Below are 16576 nucleotides of genomic sequence, written 5' to 3'. Positions count from 1 at the left end.
CGAGGCGAGCTGTTCGTGGGGACAGGATCGGACGCTGGAGCGGCTCGTCGCGTCGCATCGGGAGTGCCCGGGACCTGGCGCTGTCGCGCGAAGGGGCGCGGAGACGACGCACGCGTCCGCGGCGACGCTGCGCCCTCTCGCGCGCGCGTCGTCGCTATAGTCGCGGCCGTGAACAATGGCGCGCGCATCTTCCTCGCCATCGGGGCCCTGTTGGGCCTCATGGTCGTCACGTGCCGGCTGATGCAGGCCAAGAGCTACGAAGAGACCACGCTCAAGGGCCCGATCGTCGGCACCTGGTCCGTGCCGGCCTTCGACCCCGCGCCCGTCGTCCTGCCCGGCGCGAGCTGGGCCTCGATCCCCGCGCGCACCGCCGACGGCAAGGTCGCAGGATGGGTCCACGAGGGCGCCGAGGGCAAGTTCGTCGCCCTCGACGAGGCCAGCGGGCGCGTGCTCTGGCAGGTCTCGACCGGCCCCGTGCCGGCCGACCTGGTGCGCAAGGACGGCTGGCGGGTGAAGGAGCTCGTGCCGGCGGTGCCGCTGACGCTCGCCGGCCCCGGCGTCTATCTCGTGGCCGGGAATCGCACGTGGATGCTCGTCGCCGAGGGCGGGGCCTCGGTCAAGACCGGCAACTTCCCGTCGCAGGTGCCGCCGGCGACGGGCGCCGCGTGCCTCGTCGGCAGCGACTTCTGGATCTCGATCGCCGACGATCGAGACGGCGGCGTCATGCTCAGCGCCGCCGGCGTGCTCGCCGACGCGCGCAGCGATCGACCGGCAGGTTGTTTGCCCGCCGGCGACGGCGGCGACGCGAAGAGCATCAGCGCGATGCAGAACGCGCACGCCGATCCCACGCCGTACGCGGCCGACGATCGCCTCCGCGGCTATCCCGAGGATGCCTGCGGCAGGTACTCCGGTGGACGCGTGTATGGGCGCGAGTACTGCTCCGACATGCGGACCACCGACGGCGACCCGAAGCGCGCCGTGATGCTCCACGTCAGCGACGTGATGTTCCGCCGGGAGGACGACTGGCTGTTGGTCCGCCTGCCGTCGTACGCCGCGGGCATCGACTTCAAACCCTCGATCGTCGGCTTCGAGCTGTCGTGGCCGCGCGCCTTCTTCGACATGACCGAGTACCGCCACGTGACGGCCCAGAACAACCCGTCGTCGACCTCGTTCGAGGCGAAGAAGGTCGAGCAGCGCATCGAGAGGATCGAGATCGTCGCCTCGATCGCGCGCACCGGCGAGCTGCTGTGGGCGCGGAGCGTCGCCCGCGGCGACATGCCCACGGTGTCGCCCAACCCCTCGGACAACCTGTACCACTCGCTGCTGCTCGCCTCGCACGCCGGCTCGCCAGCGCAAAACCTGTACATCTTCAAGCCAGGCATGCTGCTCGCCGTCGATCAGGCCACCGGTGCGCCGCGCTTCCAGGTCGGCGCCCCGCTGCCGCCGCCGACGTGATGAGCCGATGAGCAGCGAGCACTTCTCGGTCGACGGCACGCTGATCGAGGCGCCGCCTGAGCACCTGCTCGACCGGCCAGCTTGACGCGTGCGACGCCGAGGCCGTGAGCGCACGCCGTCGCGGCGATCGCCGGTGGGAGCTCGTGCTGACGATCGAGCCGCGCGACGCCCCGGCCGTCGCCCGCACCGTCGTCGCCGAGAGCTGCTCGCTGCGGCTCGCGCCTCCGCGTCGCGTTCGGGGCCGTCGCGCAGCATGGCCAGCAAGCGGCTCGCCCTGACGCTACGCCGGGGCACGACGGCCCGTCAGAGCGCCGGTGTCGCTCGCACGTGCTCAGCGACGCCAGCTTTGCGGGAGCGAACGCCCAGCGCCAGCGCGGCGACTTTCGCGGGCATGGTTCTGCAGTGGCGGTAGCCACTCACCCCGGACCGCCCCATGCATTGCGGCTCCCATCACCAAGGTGTAATGGCCTGCGGGAAGTCGAAGAACTGCGCGGGGTCGACGGTGGCCTTGACCCGCTGCAGCCGCGAGTAGTTGTCGCCGTGGTAGGCGGCGGGCCAGTCGCGCAGCTCGGGGTCCATGCCGTTGGTGTAGCCGCCGACGCCGAGGTGGGTCTGCATGACAGCGTGGATGGTGCGCAACCACTGGATTCGCCGCTCGACGTGGGCGCGGTCGGTGAGCGCGGTCCAGTAGGAGTGGTACTGGACGATGCCGACGGCGGTGCGGTGCGGGAAGGCGGTGGCGTCGGCGGGGCGATCGCCGACGGCCCCGCCGAGCCCGTCGATCAGCAGGCCGCTGGCGCCCCCGACGCCGGTGAGGCTGTGGAGCTGCATGAGCGATTCGGCCATGTCGTGGGCCGCGGCGGGGGACATCGGCCGGCGGACGATGTGCGACTTGGCGGCGAAGGCGACACGGGCGCCCCAGGCCCCGCCGCCCCACCGCTCCGCCTCGCTGGCGGCCTGGATATAGCTGCACGGGGTGATCAGGCGTTGGGCCTCGTGGCGATCGACGGCGGCGACCAGACGGTCCAGCGCACGCTGCAGGGCGTCGGAGGTGCCGATGAAGGTGCCGGTCACGGCGGGCAGGGAAGGAGCGCCGGCGTCGCTGAGCTGCTCGAACGCGCTCCAGAGTGCGCGGGGCGTGTCCTGGTCGGCGTTCCAGTGCGTCCAGCCGCGGATCACGGCGGCCGTGTCGGTGGCGGGCCAGGTGAGGATGAATCTGGCGAAGTGGCGGTCGCGGGTGACCTCGGTGGCGAACTCGAAGGAGGTGACGACGCCGAAGTTTCCGCCGCCGCCGCCGCACAGGGCCCAGAACAGGTCGTCGTCGGGCGGCTCGGAGCACGGCCCGACGCGGCGGATCCGGCCGTCCGCAGTGACGAGCTCGACGCTGCGCAGGTGATCGCAGGCGAGGCCCCACGCGCGGGTGAATGCACTCAAGCCGCCGCCAAGGGTCACGCCAGCCAGGCCGATCGTCGGGCAGCGTCCGAGCGGCAGCCCGGCGCCAGCGGCCGCGAGGGCGAGGTGGGCCTGCATACCCTTGACCCCGGCGCCGAACAGGGCCCGGCCGCCGCCGACGCTCGTCGTGTTGAGCGAGCCGACGTCGAGCACGAGGCCGGGTCCGGTCGAGTAGCCGGCGTAGCTGTGCCCGCCGGAGCGCAGCGCGAGGCGGACGCTGCGGTCGCGGGCGAACCGCACGATCGCTGCGACGTCCTCGACGCAGGCCGGGTAGACGAGGGCCTGCGGGCGGATGTCGTCAAAGCGCTGGTTGACGAGCAGACGGCCCTGCTCGTACGCGGGGTCGCGCGGGCGCACGACGACGCCGCGGATCTTCGAGGCGAGCGCGGACCAGTCGGGGTCTCCGGTCCGCGGCGTGCGGCCGGCGAGGGCGGCGGTGTTGGTGAGCTCGGCGGACCGCTGGAAGGCCGTGAGGGCGTGGATGTCGGCCAGAACCGGGAAGTCGAACGGCAGCGGGCGCGGCCCGACCTGGTCGGGGATCGAGGTGAACCCGCCGTCGGGGTCCTGGCGCGCGAGCAGATAGGCGAGCGCGCGTGCGGCGTGGCGAGGGTCGCCGTGGCGGACGACGACGGGGAGGGCCTGGGCGGTCGAGAGGACGTCGCTGTCCGCATCGGGCTCGCGGCCCCAGCCTCCGTCGTGGTTCTGGGTGGCGGCGAGCCGGGCCACCGCGCGCTGGATCGCGGCGGCGATCCGATCGACCACCGCGGGGGACGAGCTGCTGCGCACTGCGTCGAGGGCGTCGACGACGCGGAGGATCGCGCTGGCCTCGCTGAGCGTCCAGCTGCGCTCGAACGTGCCGTCGGGCAATTGCCCGGCGAGGACGAAGTCGGTGGCGACGACGAGCAGGTCGCGGTGGCGCTGGCCGTCGGGCGCGAGGGCGAGGATCGCACCCGCAGTCATGTCGAGGTCGGGGACCTCGCCGCGGACCCACGTCGGGAACCCGCCAGTCGGCCCGGCCATGCGCACGAGGTAGGCGGCGCCGCGGTCGAGCTGGACGCGGTAGCGATGGGCGTCGGCGGCCCGCAGGAACTCCATGCAGCGGGTCGTCGTATCGACGTCGGTCTGCATCATGCCGGAGGCGAACGGCCAGCCGCCGTCGCGCGCCTGCCAGGCGGCGACGAACGCCGCCATGCGGCGGGTGAGCGGGCGCAGGCGGGCGTGGTGGAGGAAGGCGAGCCCGGCGACGGCCGCGAGCCAGAGGTCCTGGCTGTCGAGGAAGGGCAGGCCGCCATCGGGGTTCTGCGCGAGAGTCAGGCGCAGAAGGCCGTCGGCGATCACGCGGTGGGTCGGACGGAACCTGCGCACGGCGTGGAGCCCGAGCAGGTGGGTCGTGGCGCTGGCCTCCCATAGCACGCGATTGCGGCTGGTGCCGAGCAGGTCGAGCAGCCGCTCGCGCTCGCCGGTGGACACCGCATGGAGGTGTGGCGCCTGGACGATGCGGAGGACGAGCCGGTGAACCTCGGTGAAGGTCGTGCTCTCGTCGATCGTGGAGAGTGGGGGGATCTCGAGGTCACCCACGGGCGCGCCGCACAACAAGTGGAGCACCACCCGCAGCATCGCGAACTTGAGCTGGCCGCGGCCACCGGTGCCGCGGCTCAGCGGCAGCGCCAGCGCGGCGGCGGCGGCGACGGCCCGCGGCGCGGTGGTCTCGGGGTCGAGGCAGGCGTCGATCAGGAGGGCGTCGAGGGCGTCGGCGTCGGGCCGACGGGCTCGCAGGTAGCGGGTGGCGAGCTCCTGCTCGGCCGGGTGGGTATCGGTGGCTCGGAGCAGGGAGAGCAGCAGCGCGGTCTCGAGGACGCGGCTGGCGCAGCGGTCGCGGACCGCCCCGTCGGCGGCGACGGCGGGCATCAAGTGGCGGATCAGCGGGTCGACGCCCGGGACGGAGCGAGGGCCGCCGGCGTCGCTGGGCTCGGCGCGGTTGCGATGGGTCTCGCCCTGCCAGGCGAGTGAGCCGTCGCGCGCGGCCCGGAGGAGCGCGAGGCGGGGGCCGAGTCCGGCCTGCCACGGGCCCGCGGTGGTCAGCGCGGCGGCGGCATCGTCGAAGTCGTCCATGCGTTCGTCGAGCATGGCGCGGACGATCGCGGCGGCCTCGTGGCGGTCGCAGCGGTGCTCGCGAGCGACCACGCCGACGAGGTTGTCGGCGCCCTCGGCCAACTCGCGCTCGGCCGAGGCGAGGTCGTTGGTCCACGCGATCGCGTCGACGACCATCCACCGCAGTTCGTCGAGGGCGTCGGCCTCGGCCGGGAGGGTGCGCTCGATCAGGTCGAGCACGGGCATCGCGGTGATCGTATGACGGCGCAGCTCGAGGTACCGCTTCAGGTCCAGGCGGACACCGCCGGCCCGCAGGCGCGCCTCCTCGCGGGTCGCGTCGGCGAACCGCCGGTAGTGTTCGGCGAACCTCGGAGCCCACCCGCGCGCGGCCCCTGCGACCGAGCGCGGCCACAGATCCACGAGGGCCCGGACCGCCGGGATCGAGGTGTCATGGTCGACCGAGGAGTGGGTCACGACGGCGACGAGCCGATCCATCAAGTCGTCGACCTGCGCGGGCCCGGCTTGCGAGTCACGGTCATAGATATCGTCGACGAGGGCGATGAAAGCTCCCCACTGGGCGAGCAGGGCGAGCTCGCCTGGATCCGCGTGCGGCGCGAGCCAGCCGGCCATGCGTCCCTGCCCCATCTTCGCCAGCCGGCGGTGGTCGCGGTCGGTGGTGACGAGGCCGACGCGGGCGGCCCAGTCGCGAGCTTGCCGCTCTGCCTGGTCCCAGGCAGGGTTGCAGTGGTGCTTCATTGAACGTCCATGTTCCCGGGCGCCGCCGCCGTTGTTGTCGTACACAGCCAGAATCATCTCGGCGGCTATCTTCTCATGTAGCTGGGTCGCGCTCGACGCCGACGATCGCGCTGGCACTCTCGCGCGGCGCGGCTATGACCGTTAGGACAGGTCACCGAGGTTCGTTCCAGCGCACGCGCGCTTCGGGACCGCACGGCGATGGAGCAGCTCTTGAGGGCGCATGAAGTAACGCACGCGGCCAGCGTCGCGGAGGTGAAGGTGTGGCTAGCGAGCGAGCAGTACGCGGTGCTGCTCGTCGAGCACGATCTGCCCGATGGGACAGGTCCTGAAGCGATCACACACGTGCGGAGCGACGGGGAGGTTGAAGCGGCAGCTCAGGCAAAGCACTGCCGAGCGCTCTGCGGGGCGCCGGACGATGTGGTACTTCCCGGCGAGGACCTGGTCTCGAAGCGTGCACGGGGTTCCGCAGTCGAATGCGCGCGGAACTTGAGCTCCGAGAGCACTCGGTCGGTGAGGCCCGAGTCGTCACAGAAGGCGCGCTCACGCTTGTCTTGCGATCGCTGGATGAACAGTCTGTTCATCGAGTCTCGTGCTAGCGACGCGCAGCAGCGCGGGCGGCCCGTGAACCCCTCGCGGCTTCGATCAGCATCACGATCAGGAGCAGCAGCGGAATCAGTCCGGCGCCGCCTCCGCAGAAATACGTGTACAGGACGAGGAGACGGATCTCGGGCGTGATCACCGTCGTCAGCAGATCGAGCAGCATGGGCGCAGTCAGCAGGCCGTTTATCACCAGCCCGCCCCAGCGGAAGCCCCAGCCGCTGCGCAGGGTCAAGCGCGCGAGCAGCAACCACCCGGTGAGCAGCGCGGAGCCGACGAGCCACAGGTCGGCCCCGAACAGCCCGGCATCGGCGTAACCGGCCCCGTAGAGCGCCAACCCGAAGAACAGGGCCACGGCCGCGACGTGGCTGCCGCGCCCGAAGTTCACGTCGGGCAACGCGTCCCGCCACATCGCGTGCAGCAGGGAGACGATCCACATCGCGGCCAGGTACACGACCGGCGAGAAGAACAGCACCGCCCCGGCGATCTCGTCGGCGGTCGGCCCGCACGCGGCGAGCAGGAGAGGACCGAGCAGCGCGACGAAACGACGAGGATGCATGGCCGCGTGAGGGTAACTCCCGTGCGACGAGCACCAGCGCAGCCGCTCCGTTGACGTAGCGCACGCGTTTCGTCGGGAATATCGGACGAGCGGCGTGTCGCCCGGAATCGCGCGATCACCAGCACAGCCGCTCGTTGATTTAGCGCATGCATTTCGTCGTGAATATTCGACGAGCGGCGCGTCGATTGGGAATCGCGCGAAGCCGGACGGGCTCAGGACAGTGGGGAGGGCATCGCCGCGGCTGCGTTCGATCGCGCCGGCGCGACCCCCAGGGTGCCGACGACCGCGGCCCAGGTCGTGTAGGCTCCGCCGATGATTCGCCTCTCGATCGGCCTGCTGTTCGTGCTCGGCTGCGCCGCGAATGCAGAGCCGCCCAATCCGGTGCCGGAGCCGCATCCCGCACCGCCCACCATGGATTGCAGCGATGTCTCTTCGTGCGAAGCGGCCTGCGAAAAGGGGGACGTCCCGAGCTGCGTGAAAGCCGGCAAGGAGATGCACCGCGCGCCGCTCGAGATCGACGTGACGCGGCTCGTGAAGGTCCTCGACCGCGCGTGCACCGGCGGAGCGGCCGACGCTTGCGTCGAGCTCGCCAATCTGCACCTCCAGGCGCCGGGGCTCCCGCGCGACGACGCCAAGGCCTGGCGCTTCATCCAGCGCGCGTGCGAGCTGAACGATCCGGTCGGCTGCTTCACGCTCGCGCGGGAGGAGGTCGAAAAGGCCTCGCTCCGCGCGGCGGACGGGAAACCCGCGAACTCCCCTGCGGTGGCGCTCGCGCTCGAGGTGGCGCGGGTGGCCTGCATGAAGGACGACGGCCGGGCGTGCGCCCTCTACGGCATGACAGTGGGGAGCTTCTCGCCCTCCGCGACCGACGGCGCGAAGTGGAGGGCTCGCGGGGCCGACCTGCTCGAAGGGAGCTGCTTGCGCGGGACCCGTGACGACTGCTTCATCGCCGCGCAGCAGGTCGCCGGCCTCGCAGGGAGTGAACAGCTGCAGCGAGCCAGGCGCCTCCTGGACCGAGGCTGCGAGCTCGACGACCTCGAGTCGTGCCTGGAGGTCGCCGCCGCCTTGCCGAGGAGCCAGGACCGCGACAAGGAGGCGATCTATCGCAAGGCCTGCGCGGCCGGCAGCGACGAAGGGTGCATCATCATCGGCAAGGCCGAGCGCGACGGGCTCGTCGCGGCGTCCGACGGTACCAAGGGCGAGGCCCTGCTGGCGCGAGGGATCCGGCTCGCCAAGGCGCGCTGCGACCTCGCGGAGGACAAGGGTTGTTCAAACCTGGCGAAGGCGCTCCCCCTCGGCGCGCCGGGCAGCGCCGCTTGTACCGCTGGACGAACCGGCGCGGCGGGCCGGCGGTGGGGACGAGGCCGCAGGCGACGAACGTCTCCCACGCGGGCCCGGCGAGCCCTAGGTCGATGTCTTGGGGCGTCCGCCGTGGGTCGGTGAACGCCGCCTCGACCTCCTGCAAGATCTCTGGCTCCTCGGCGAGCAGCTCGCGCAGCGCCGCGAGGCGCGGGTCGGGTTCCGTAAATAGCTCTTCGGACATGTTCTATGGGACATGCCGGTGACAAGTTCCGGCGGACGGCACAGGATACCGCGCAACAGCCCGCGCACGACGGCCGACACCTCCGCCCGGCCGACGCCCCGCGTGTGCAACAGCCCGTGCGCCGGCCAACACCCGCCGAGCCGCGCGGCCGGCGTTCGTGCTGCGGACGGGCGTGGCCCGGCGCGTGGTTGCCCTCGAATGAGGGACGTGCGATGCTCCTTCATTCTCTACGCGCGCGGCGCGAGCACGCCCGCTCGTCGGCAAAGCAGGTCTGCATGGCAGCGCTGGAGGAGCAGGTTCGTCAGTGTCAGGCCGCCATCGCAGCGCAGGAATTGCTGCGCTCGACTCTCGGTGACGCGGTCGTCGACGTCACAGTGGCCGCGCTGCGCAGCCGGATCGAGGCGCTCCAGAGCCAGCTGCAGGGCTCCACGCGGACGAGCCGCAGCGACGGGCTGCTCGAGCTGCTCCAGGGCTACCTGCCGCGCGAGCTGGCCGACAAGATGCGCGCGTTCGGCCGGATCGACGGCGAGCGCAAGCAGGTGACGGTGCTGTTCGCGGACCTGTCCGGATTCACCGACCTCAGCGAGCGCCTCGACGCCGAGGAGGTCGCTGAGATCACCCACGCGGTGCTCAAGGAGCTCGCCGGCGCGGTCTACGAGTTCGAGGGATACATCGACAAGTTCATCGGCGACGCGGTCATGGCCGTGTTCGGCGCGCCGATAGCCCACGAGAACGACCCCGACCGCGCCCTGCGTGTCGCGCTGTCGATGCGCGAGCGCCTCGAGGGCTTCAATCGCCGCTGGCGCGATCGGGTGGGCGAGCCGTTGACCCTGCACATCGGCATCAACACCGGAATGGTCATCGCCGGCAACATCGGCTCCGACATGCGGCTCTCGTACACGGTCATGGGCGACACTGTTAACACTGCGTCGCGGCTCGAGAGTGCCGCCCGGCCCGGACAGATTCTGGTCAGCCACAACACCTATCGCCTGGCTCAAGACTCGTTCGCGTTCGTGGCCCTGGAGCCCCTGCAGGTCAAGGGCAAGCGCGAGCCGTTGGTCGTCTACGAGCTCGATCACGCCCGGCTGACGCCGAGCAAGTCGCGCGGCCTGAAGGGCTTTCGCGCTGTCTTCGTCGAGCGCGAGCGCGAGCTGGCGCTCCTCGGCGCCCTCGCCGAGCGGCTCCAGAGCGGGAGCGGCCACGTCCTGGTCGTCACCGGCGAGGCCGGCATCGGCAAGTCGCGGCTGATGGCCCGCTGGCGCGCCTCCTTGCCGCCGGCGCTGCGCTGGCTGGAGGGCCGCTCGTTCCCCCACACCGGGTCGTTGCCCTACGGGCCGTTCCTCGACCTGTTTCTCCGCTACGCCGGCATCGGCGACGACGACCGCGAGGAGCTGGCCCGCCAGCGCCTGCGCGTCATCGTCGAGCGCTTCTTCCCGGCGAACCTCGAGGCCCAGGCGTTGTTCGCGTCGATGCTGGCGCTACAACCGACCGCCGAGGAGGAGGCCCTGCTCGCCGCCCTGCCGGCCGAGGGCCGCCGCCGCCTATTCGCGCTGGTCCGCCAGTGGCTGGTCGACCTGGCGGTCGAGCGGCCCGTGGTCCTGGTGTTCGAGGACATGCACTGGATCGACACCACCAGCGTCGAGCTGATCCAATCGCTCCTGCCGCTGGTAGAGACCCACCCGGTGATCGTGGCCGGCGTGTCTCGTGGCGGGCGCGACGAAGTCATGCGCAGCTTCCAGGCGGTCGTCACGGCCCGCTACGCCGAGTGCTCCACGCTCCTCCCGCTCGCGGCGCTCAGCGAGCAGGGCAGCGCCACGATGGTCAGGGAGCTGCTGCAAGTGACGACCCTGCCCGAGCCGGTCCGGCTGGCGGTCCTGCACAAGGCCGAGGGCAACCCGTTCTTCATCGAGGAGGTCCTGCGCATGTTGGTCGAGCGCGGGGCGCTGGTGCGCTCGCCCGACGGCGACGCCTGGGTCCCCTCCGACCTCCTCGATCAGGTCTCGATCCCAGATACGCTCCACGGGGTCCTGATGGCCCGCATCGACCGGCTCTACCCGGAGACCCGCTGGATCGTCCAGCAGGCCTCCGTCATCGGCCGCGTCTTCCTCTACCGGGTGCTGTCGCGGGTGGCGTCGACTGACCACCTCGAGGTCGACATCGATCTGCTGGAGCGCGAGGGGCTGATCCGCGAGCGCTCGTGCCAGCCCGAGGTCGAGTACATGTTCAAGCACGCGCTGACGCAGGAGGTGGCCTATCAGAGCTTGCTCGGCCCGCGGCGCAAGGAGCTTCACCGCAAGGTCGGGGACGTCATGGAAGCCGTGTTCGCCGACCGGCTGGCGGAGTTCAATCCGATCGTGGGCCGGCACTTCCTGCTCGGCGAGCAATGGGCCAAAGCCGCGGACTACCTGGCCCGCTCCGCCGCCGCCGCCGCTCGCCTTTACGCCCACGTGGAGGCCCGCACCCACTACGGGGAGGCCCTGAAGGCGCTGGAGCACCTGCCTCCGGACGACACGATCGATCGGACTGTCATCGATCTGACGATCGGCCTCGCCCGGGTGTCCCAGGTCGCCGACGAGCCCGGCATCAACCTGGCGCGCCTCAAGCGGGCCGAGGAGCGCGTCGGCCACTTGTTCGCGCGCAGCGGGCTCGCGGAGGATCGCCTGCGCCTCGCCCGTGTCCAGCTGTTCCAGGCGCTCTCGTATCTGATGTGCGGGGATGCAGTCGCAGCGGCGAACGCCTGCTTTCAGCGGGTGCTCCCGGTCGCGCAGGAGTTTCAAGACGAGGAATTGTTGGTCGCGCCGTCGACGAATATCGGCAAGATCCTGGTCATCAATGGCCGATTCCGGGACGCGATCCCGCTGTTTCGTCGGGTCATCGAGCCGCTGGCGCGTTGGGATGACCTCACGGAGTGGATCCTGACCCTGGTGTTCCTCGGGTTGGCCGAGGTCGCGCTGGGCCGCCGGCAGGAGGGCGAGCGGCTGGCCCAGCAAGCGCTCGCGCGGGCCGTCGAGACCCACAACAACACCGGCCAGATCTACGGCCACATGTTCCTCGCAGTGATCGCGGTACACACGGGCGACATGCAGCGCGTCTTGCTCGAGAGCCAGCGGACCTGGCAACTCGCGGATGCCTCGGGCGACCGGATGTATTGTTATTTCAGCCACGGGTACCAGGCGCTGGCCCACAGCCGACTGGGCGACCACGCCGCAGCCGCCGAGAACCTGACCCGGCAGCGTGACATGGCCGCCAGCCTCGGCCGCAACCTCGTGACCGCCGATTGGTTCGCCGCGATGGAGGCCGAGGTCGCGCTCAACGCCGGGCGGTTCGATGCAGCGCTGGCCTTGGCGCGCGCGGCGATCGAGGAAGCGGTCGCCGTGGACGGCATCTACAGCGAGGGGTTCGCCCGGCGCGTCTGCGGTCAGGCGCTCGCCGCCACGGCGGCGCCGCGCAGCGCCATCGACGAGCAGTTTGCGGCCAGCATCGAATGCTTCGACCGCGGCGGCGCGGCCCTCGAGTCGGCGCGCACGCATGCGCTGTGGCGCGAGGCCCACGCCGGTCGCGGCAACGGAGCGAGCGAGCCATAGCGACGCCGCCGCGCCGCGACACCGCCCGTCGCGTCGCCGCCGGCGGCTCGGCCCACGCCGGGAGGGGCGCAGGCCGAGGCGCTGGCGGCGTACCTCGACTTCATGCGCGAGGCGACCGCGCCGTGAGAGGGTGGCGACGAGCGCCGCGCGGCCGCGCCGTGACGCGGCCGCGCGCAGCCCGTGCGCTCGCGGCCCATCGTCGGCGGGACGAGGGGCGACCGTGGTGGTCGCGCCGGCGATCAGGTGCCGGAGAAGCTGCCGCCGCGGTTCTTGCGGGCGCAGCTCTCCTGGCCGGTGTTGAGGTTGCTGACCTCGATCTCCTCGAAGTCCTGGCCCATGGTCATGTCGCGGCGCATCTCGCCGAGCTCGTCGCGCCTGCCCGAGGCGCGGTTCATGCCGCCGGCGCCCTGCAGCTCGGCCTTCTCGACGCGGAGGTTGTTCTGCACGTCGCGTACGCCCGAGACGTCCTCGATCAGATCCTCGACCAGGCGCTTGATGTAGCGGTCGTCGACGGTGCCGCTCACGACGACGTCGCCGCTGTCGACCCGGATCTCGATGTCACTGGCGTCGATGTGCGGGCTGTAGGTCAGGGCCTCGTTGATGTCCTCGACGATCCGCGCGTCGGGGCGCATGTAGCCGCGCGGGCCGCGGCCCGAGAAGCGCCCGCGCCGGTGCAGCGGACGTCCGCGCACGCCGGTCGGCAGGGATTGTTGGTAGTACGACTCGGGGCTCGGCGGCCACGGGCTCCCACGACCCATGAACTGCCACGGCCAGGTCTGCGGCGACGGGATGAAGCTCAGCGGGAAAGAGCCCGGCATGCGGTCGCGTCGACGTCGCTTGCCGCGGATCCGCTCCTCGACCATCTGCTGCTGGTGCTGCCGTCGCTCGGCGCGCGCCTGGAGCCGGGCGTCGCGACGGGCCCGCTTGCCGTCGAGCGCCAGTCGACACGACGCCTCCTCGTCGCCGAACCACGCGCGCACGCGATCGATCGTCCGCGCCAGCATGCCGCGCGTCTCCCCCAGATCTCGCCCGCCGCGGCGCCCGCGGTGGCGGTGTTTCTTGTTCTGCATGGTTCCTTCCTCCGCGGTCGGCAAATTGCGGCCGTGAACGGCGTGAGCCACGATCTTTCGCCCGCTGCCCCGCGACGCAGGCGCGGCTGCGCCTGAGGTTCCTTGCACGCGCCAGAGTGCGTAGTAGCCGCAGCGGGCCGAGGCGTACCGGCGAATCGAGGCGAGATCTCGTATGTATCTCTGGGCATGTCGAAAAGACAATGTCTTGAACAACATGTCCTATAGAGCATGGAGAACAAGGCGAGCGCAGGTCGGGGCCGGGTGAGCGCGGGTCGCCGGCAGGGACAGGGGGGCGATGCGCCCGAGCCGGGTCTGCGCGGCGGCAGGCGGGCGCGCGTGGGTGATTGACGCCAGCACGCCGGGTCGCGACATTCGTCCCGGGCATGACTCCGTCGACGGCGTGCATCAAGGCGATCCGGATCTGTGTGCTGGGCGCGGCGCGCTTCGGGCTCGCCCCGGACGAGCTCGCCCGCCGGCTCGAGTTCGACCCGGCGCTGCTCGCCGATCCGCACGTGCGAGTGCCGCACGCCCTGTTCCTGCGCGCCTGGGAGGAGATCCCGGCGCTGTGCGGTGACCCGAGCTTCGGCCTGGGGGCGGCGGAGCTGCTGCGCGACGCGCCGTTCGACGTGGTGGACTACGTGTGCGCGCAGGGGCCGACGCTGCGGCAGGCGATCGAGCGGATGCTCCGCTATCAACGCCTGCACCACGACGACGCCGAGCTGACGCTGACGATCGAGGGGTCGCAGGCGCGGCTGCTGCTGCGCCTGCGCGGGACGGCCTGCGCGCCGCGGCACTTCTCCGAGTACGTGGTGACGACGTGGATGTTGCGAGCACGGGCGCTGGTCGGCCCGAGCTTCGCGCCGCGACGGGTCGGGTTCCAGCACGGGCCGCCGGCCGACATCGAACCGCACCGGCGGACCTTCGGCGCACCGCTGGCCTTCCGCGAGGTCGCGAGCGGCCTCGACTTCCGCACCGAGCTGCTCGACGCGCCGGTCCGCGGCGCCGACCCGTCGCTGGCGGCGCTGCTCGAGCGCCACGCCGACGAGCTGCTGGCCCGGCTGCCGGCCCGCGACGACCTGGTCCATCGCGTGAAGACGCACGTGGTCCGCGCATTGCCGGGCGAGCTGCCGACGCTCGAGGCGACCGCGAAGTCGCTGGCGACCAGCACGCGCACGCTTCAGCGCGCGCTGCAGGCCGAGGGCACGACGTACCAGGCGCTGGTCGACGAGGTGCGCCGCGACCTGTCGCTCGGCTACTTGCGCGAGGGCCAGCGGACGGTGTCGGAGATCGCGTTCTTGCTCGGCTTCACGGAGGTGGCGGCGTTCACCCGCGCGTTCCGCCGCTGGACCGGCTCGGCGCCGTCGGCCTGGCGGCAGCGCGAAGGGCAATGAGAGGGCGAGGATGTCGCCCTGCAGAACGAGGGGTGCGCGACCGCGGCGCGAACATGCATGCGTGACGAGGCGAACGCGCCCCTGGCTCGCGCGGACGAGCGACGCGTGACGAGTCGTCGGCGCTGGAGGACAGGGACAGGTGCGCGGCGAGGGCCGCGTGACGACGAGTCGTCGGCGCTGGGGGAGAGGGACAGGTGCGCGGCGAGTGACGCGTGACGACGAGGTCGCGTCGAGCTCTCACCGACTGTCGGCACGGACAGTCGCGAATGCGTCGACGAGGCCGTCGACCGGTGCGCGGCGCGGCCACGGCCGGGCGATCATGATCGACCGAGGTGGTCGTCGTGCGAGCACCACCGATGCCGGATGGACGAAGAGCGCCGGCGAAACGAGATTCCAGCGCCTCCAGCCGCGCCCTCGCGCGTCGGTTGCCCGGCCCGCCACCGCGTGCGACCCTGTCGACATGCGTTTCTTATCCTTACCGACTTCGACCCCGCGCGGCCTCGACCGCGCCTGGCTCGCGGGCCTCGGCCTGCTCGCCTGCGGCCCGACACCGCCCGCGACCACCGAGGGCCCGGAAGACACCACGGGCGGCCTCCCCGACAGCACGACGGTCGACCCCACCGGTCCGACCGGCAGTTCCGGCCCGTCCGACACGACCGGCCCGACCGACACGACCGACCCGACCGACACCACCGGACCGGCGCCGGAGTGCGAGTCGAGCGCCGACTGCCCGTACTGCTTCGATTGCGAGCTCGGCGTGTGCTCGCCGGACCCGCTGTGTTGCAACTACCTGACGCCGGACGGCGTCGACCGCTGGCGCTGCACGCCGCCGGAGCACGCGTGCTTCGGCGACGAGGATTGCCCAGATGGCTACATCTGCGACCTCACTGGCGACTGCGTCCTCGAAGGGCCGTTGCCGAAGATCCTGCCGATCTGCGAACTGCGACCGACGATGGCGTCGGAGTGGAACCTGACAGCGACGCCGGGCGCGTTCGACCTCGCCGACCTCGACGGCGACGGCGACCTCGACCTGTTCGCGGCGGTGCCGTCGGGCGCGGCCATCGAGCTCGCGTTCAACGACGGCGGCGGCCAATTCACCCCGGGCACGCTCGTCGACGTCGGCCCGCCACAAATCGCGATGCACCCGGCGGCCGCCGACCTCGACGGCGACGGCGATGTCGACCTCGCGGTCACGGCGCCCGACAGCGGCGAGCTCGTCTTGCTGTTCGGAGAGGACGGGAATTTCACGCCGGGCCCGGTGCTCACAGGCTCGAGCGCGCCGTGGACCGTCACCGCCGCGGACGTCGATCTCGACGGCAAGGTCGACCTCATGACGATCGGCACCTTCCTCGGTGTCTCGGTGTGGTTCGGCGACGGCCTCGGCGGCTTCGGCCCGGAGAAGTTCGTGCCCGACCTCGTCGACTCCATCGACGCGACCGTCGCCGACGCCGACCTCGACGGCGTCCCCGACATCCTGACGCCGACGAGCACGCAAGAGAACTTGAGGCTGCTGCGCGGCGAGGCGGGCGGCTCCTGGGACCTCCTGCGTGAATTCGAGGTCGGCCTCACCCAGTGGTCGTCAGCCCTCGTGGCCGACCTCGACGGGTTCGCCGGTCCGGAGCTGGCGATCGTCCGCGGCGACGCCAATTCCGGCGGGCTCGCGCTGGTGTGGGCGAAGGCCGACCCGAACACCTGGCAGGACGTCCCGCAGGCGTACGGCACGGCGAGCCTGCTGCTGGGCGGCCGCTTCGCCGACGTCACCGCCGACGGCGTCGTCGACCTCGTGTCCGCGACCGGCTCTGCGACCGTCGCCACGCTCGTCGGCGACGGCCTCGGCGGCTTCAGCTGCGAGCTCGTCCTGGCGGCGGGCGCCGACACCTCGAGCCGGCTGCTCGCAGCCGGCGACGTCGACGGCGACGGCCGCAACGACATCGTCACCGGCGTCGCCGACGGCACCAAGGTGACGGTGCTCTCGATGTGACGAAGTGCGCCCCCGTGAACGCATGACGAGGCGCGCGTGCCATGGCTCGCGCGTGAGGAGTGGCGCGCGACGACAAGTCGTTGGCGCGCGACGACAA

At 71.6% G+C, this 16576-nt stretch carries 8 protein-coding genes; 5 read left to right on the top strand and 3 right to left on the bottom strand.

The genetic code is table 11. The features are described 5' to 3' along the window. Positions 1-168 precede the first annotated feature (168 nt). A complete protein-coding gene (locus O0S08_RS32750; protein ID WP_269033323.1) occupies positions 169-1455 on the top strand; it encodes a hypothetical protein in 1287 nt (428 codons plus the stop codon). Positions 1456-1905: 450 nt separating this feature from the next. Here the strand turns inward: O0S08_RS32750 and O0S08_RS32745 are convergent, their stop codons facing one another. Together O0S08_RS32745 and O0S08_RS32740 are read right to left on the bottom strand one after the other, a co-directional pair. Beyond that, entirely contained in the window at positions 1906-5811 is a 3906-nt protein-coding gene (locus O0S08_RS32745; RefSeq protein WP_269033322.1) for a terpene synthase family protein, read from the bottom strand. Between the two features lie 535 nt (positions 5812-6346). Then, positions 6347-6910, bottom strand: coding sequence for a hypothetical protein (locus tag O0S08_RS32740; protein ID WP_269033321.1), 564 nt, complete (start codon positions 6908-6910; stop codon positions 6347-6349). Positions 6911-7222: 312 nt separating this feature from the next. On the opposite strand from O0S08_RS32740, the gene O0S08_RS32735 reads away from it, so the two are divergent. Both O0S08_RS32735 and O0S08_RS32730 read left to right on the top strand, forming a co-directional pair. Further along, complete coding sequence (locus tag O0S08_RS32735) at positions 7223-8353, top strand: SEL1-like repeat protein (protein ID WP_269033320.1); 1131 nt, start codon at positions 7223-7225, stop codon at positions 8351-8353. Between the two features lie 375 nt (positions 8354-8728). After that, positions 8729-12037 carry an ATP-binding protein gene (locus O0S08_RS32730; protein WP_269033319.1) on the top strand — a complete coding sequence of 1103 codons (3309 nt, stop codon included), beginning with the start codon at positions 8729-8731 and terminating at the stop codon, positions 12035-12037. 239 nt (positions 12038-12276) lie between these two features. Here O0S08_RS32730 and O0S08_RS32725 read toward each other — a convergent pair whose 3' ends face one another. Then, complete coding sequence (locus O0S08_RS32725) at positions 12277-13107, bottom strand: BON domain-containing protein (RefSeq protein WP_269033318.1); 831 nt, start codon at positions 13105-13107, stop codon at positions 12277-12279. 383 nt (positions 13108-13490) lie between these two features. Between O0S08_RS32725 and O0S08_RS32720 the strand changes: the two genes are divergently transcribed. Further along, on the top strand, positions 13491-14498 hold the full coding sequence (locus O0S08_RS32720) for an AraC family transcriptional regulator (protein ID WP_269033317.1): 1008 nt from the start codon (positions 13491-13493) through the stop codon (positions 14496-14498). Between the two features lie 460 nt (positions 14499-14958). Further along, positions 14959-16479, top strand: coding sequence for an FG-GAP-like repeat-containing protein (locus O0S08_RS32715; RefSeq protein ID WP_269033315.1), 1521 nt, complete (start codon positions 14959-14961; stop codon positions 16477-16479). The last annotated feature ends 97 nt before the right edge of the window (positions 16480-16576 follow it).

Origin of the sequence: Nannocystis punicea (assembly GCF_026965555.1) — a bacterium.
In the GTDB taxonomy this organism is placed as follows: domain Bacteria; phylum Myxococcota_A; class Polyangia; order Nannocystales; family Nannocystaceae; genus Nannocystis; species Nannocystis punicea.
This window is presented reverse-complemented; position numbering and strand designations above follow the sequence as displayed.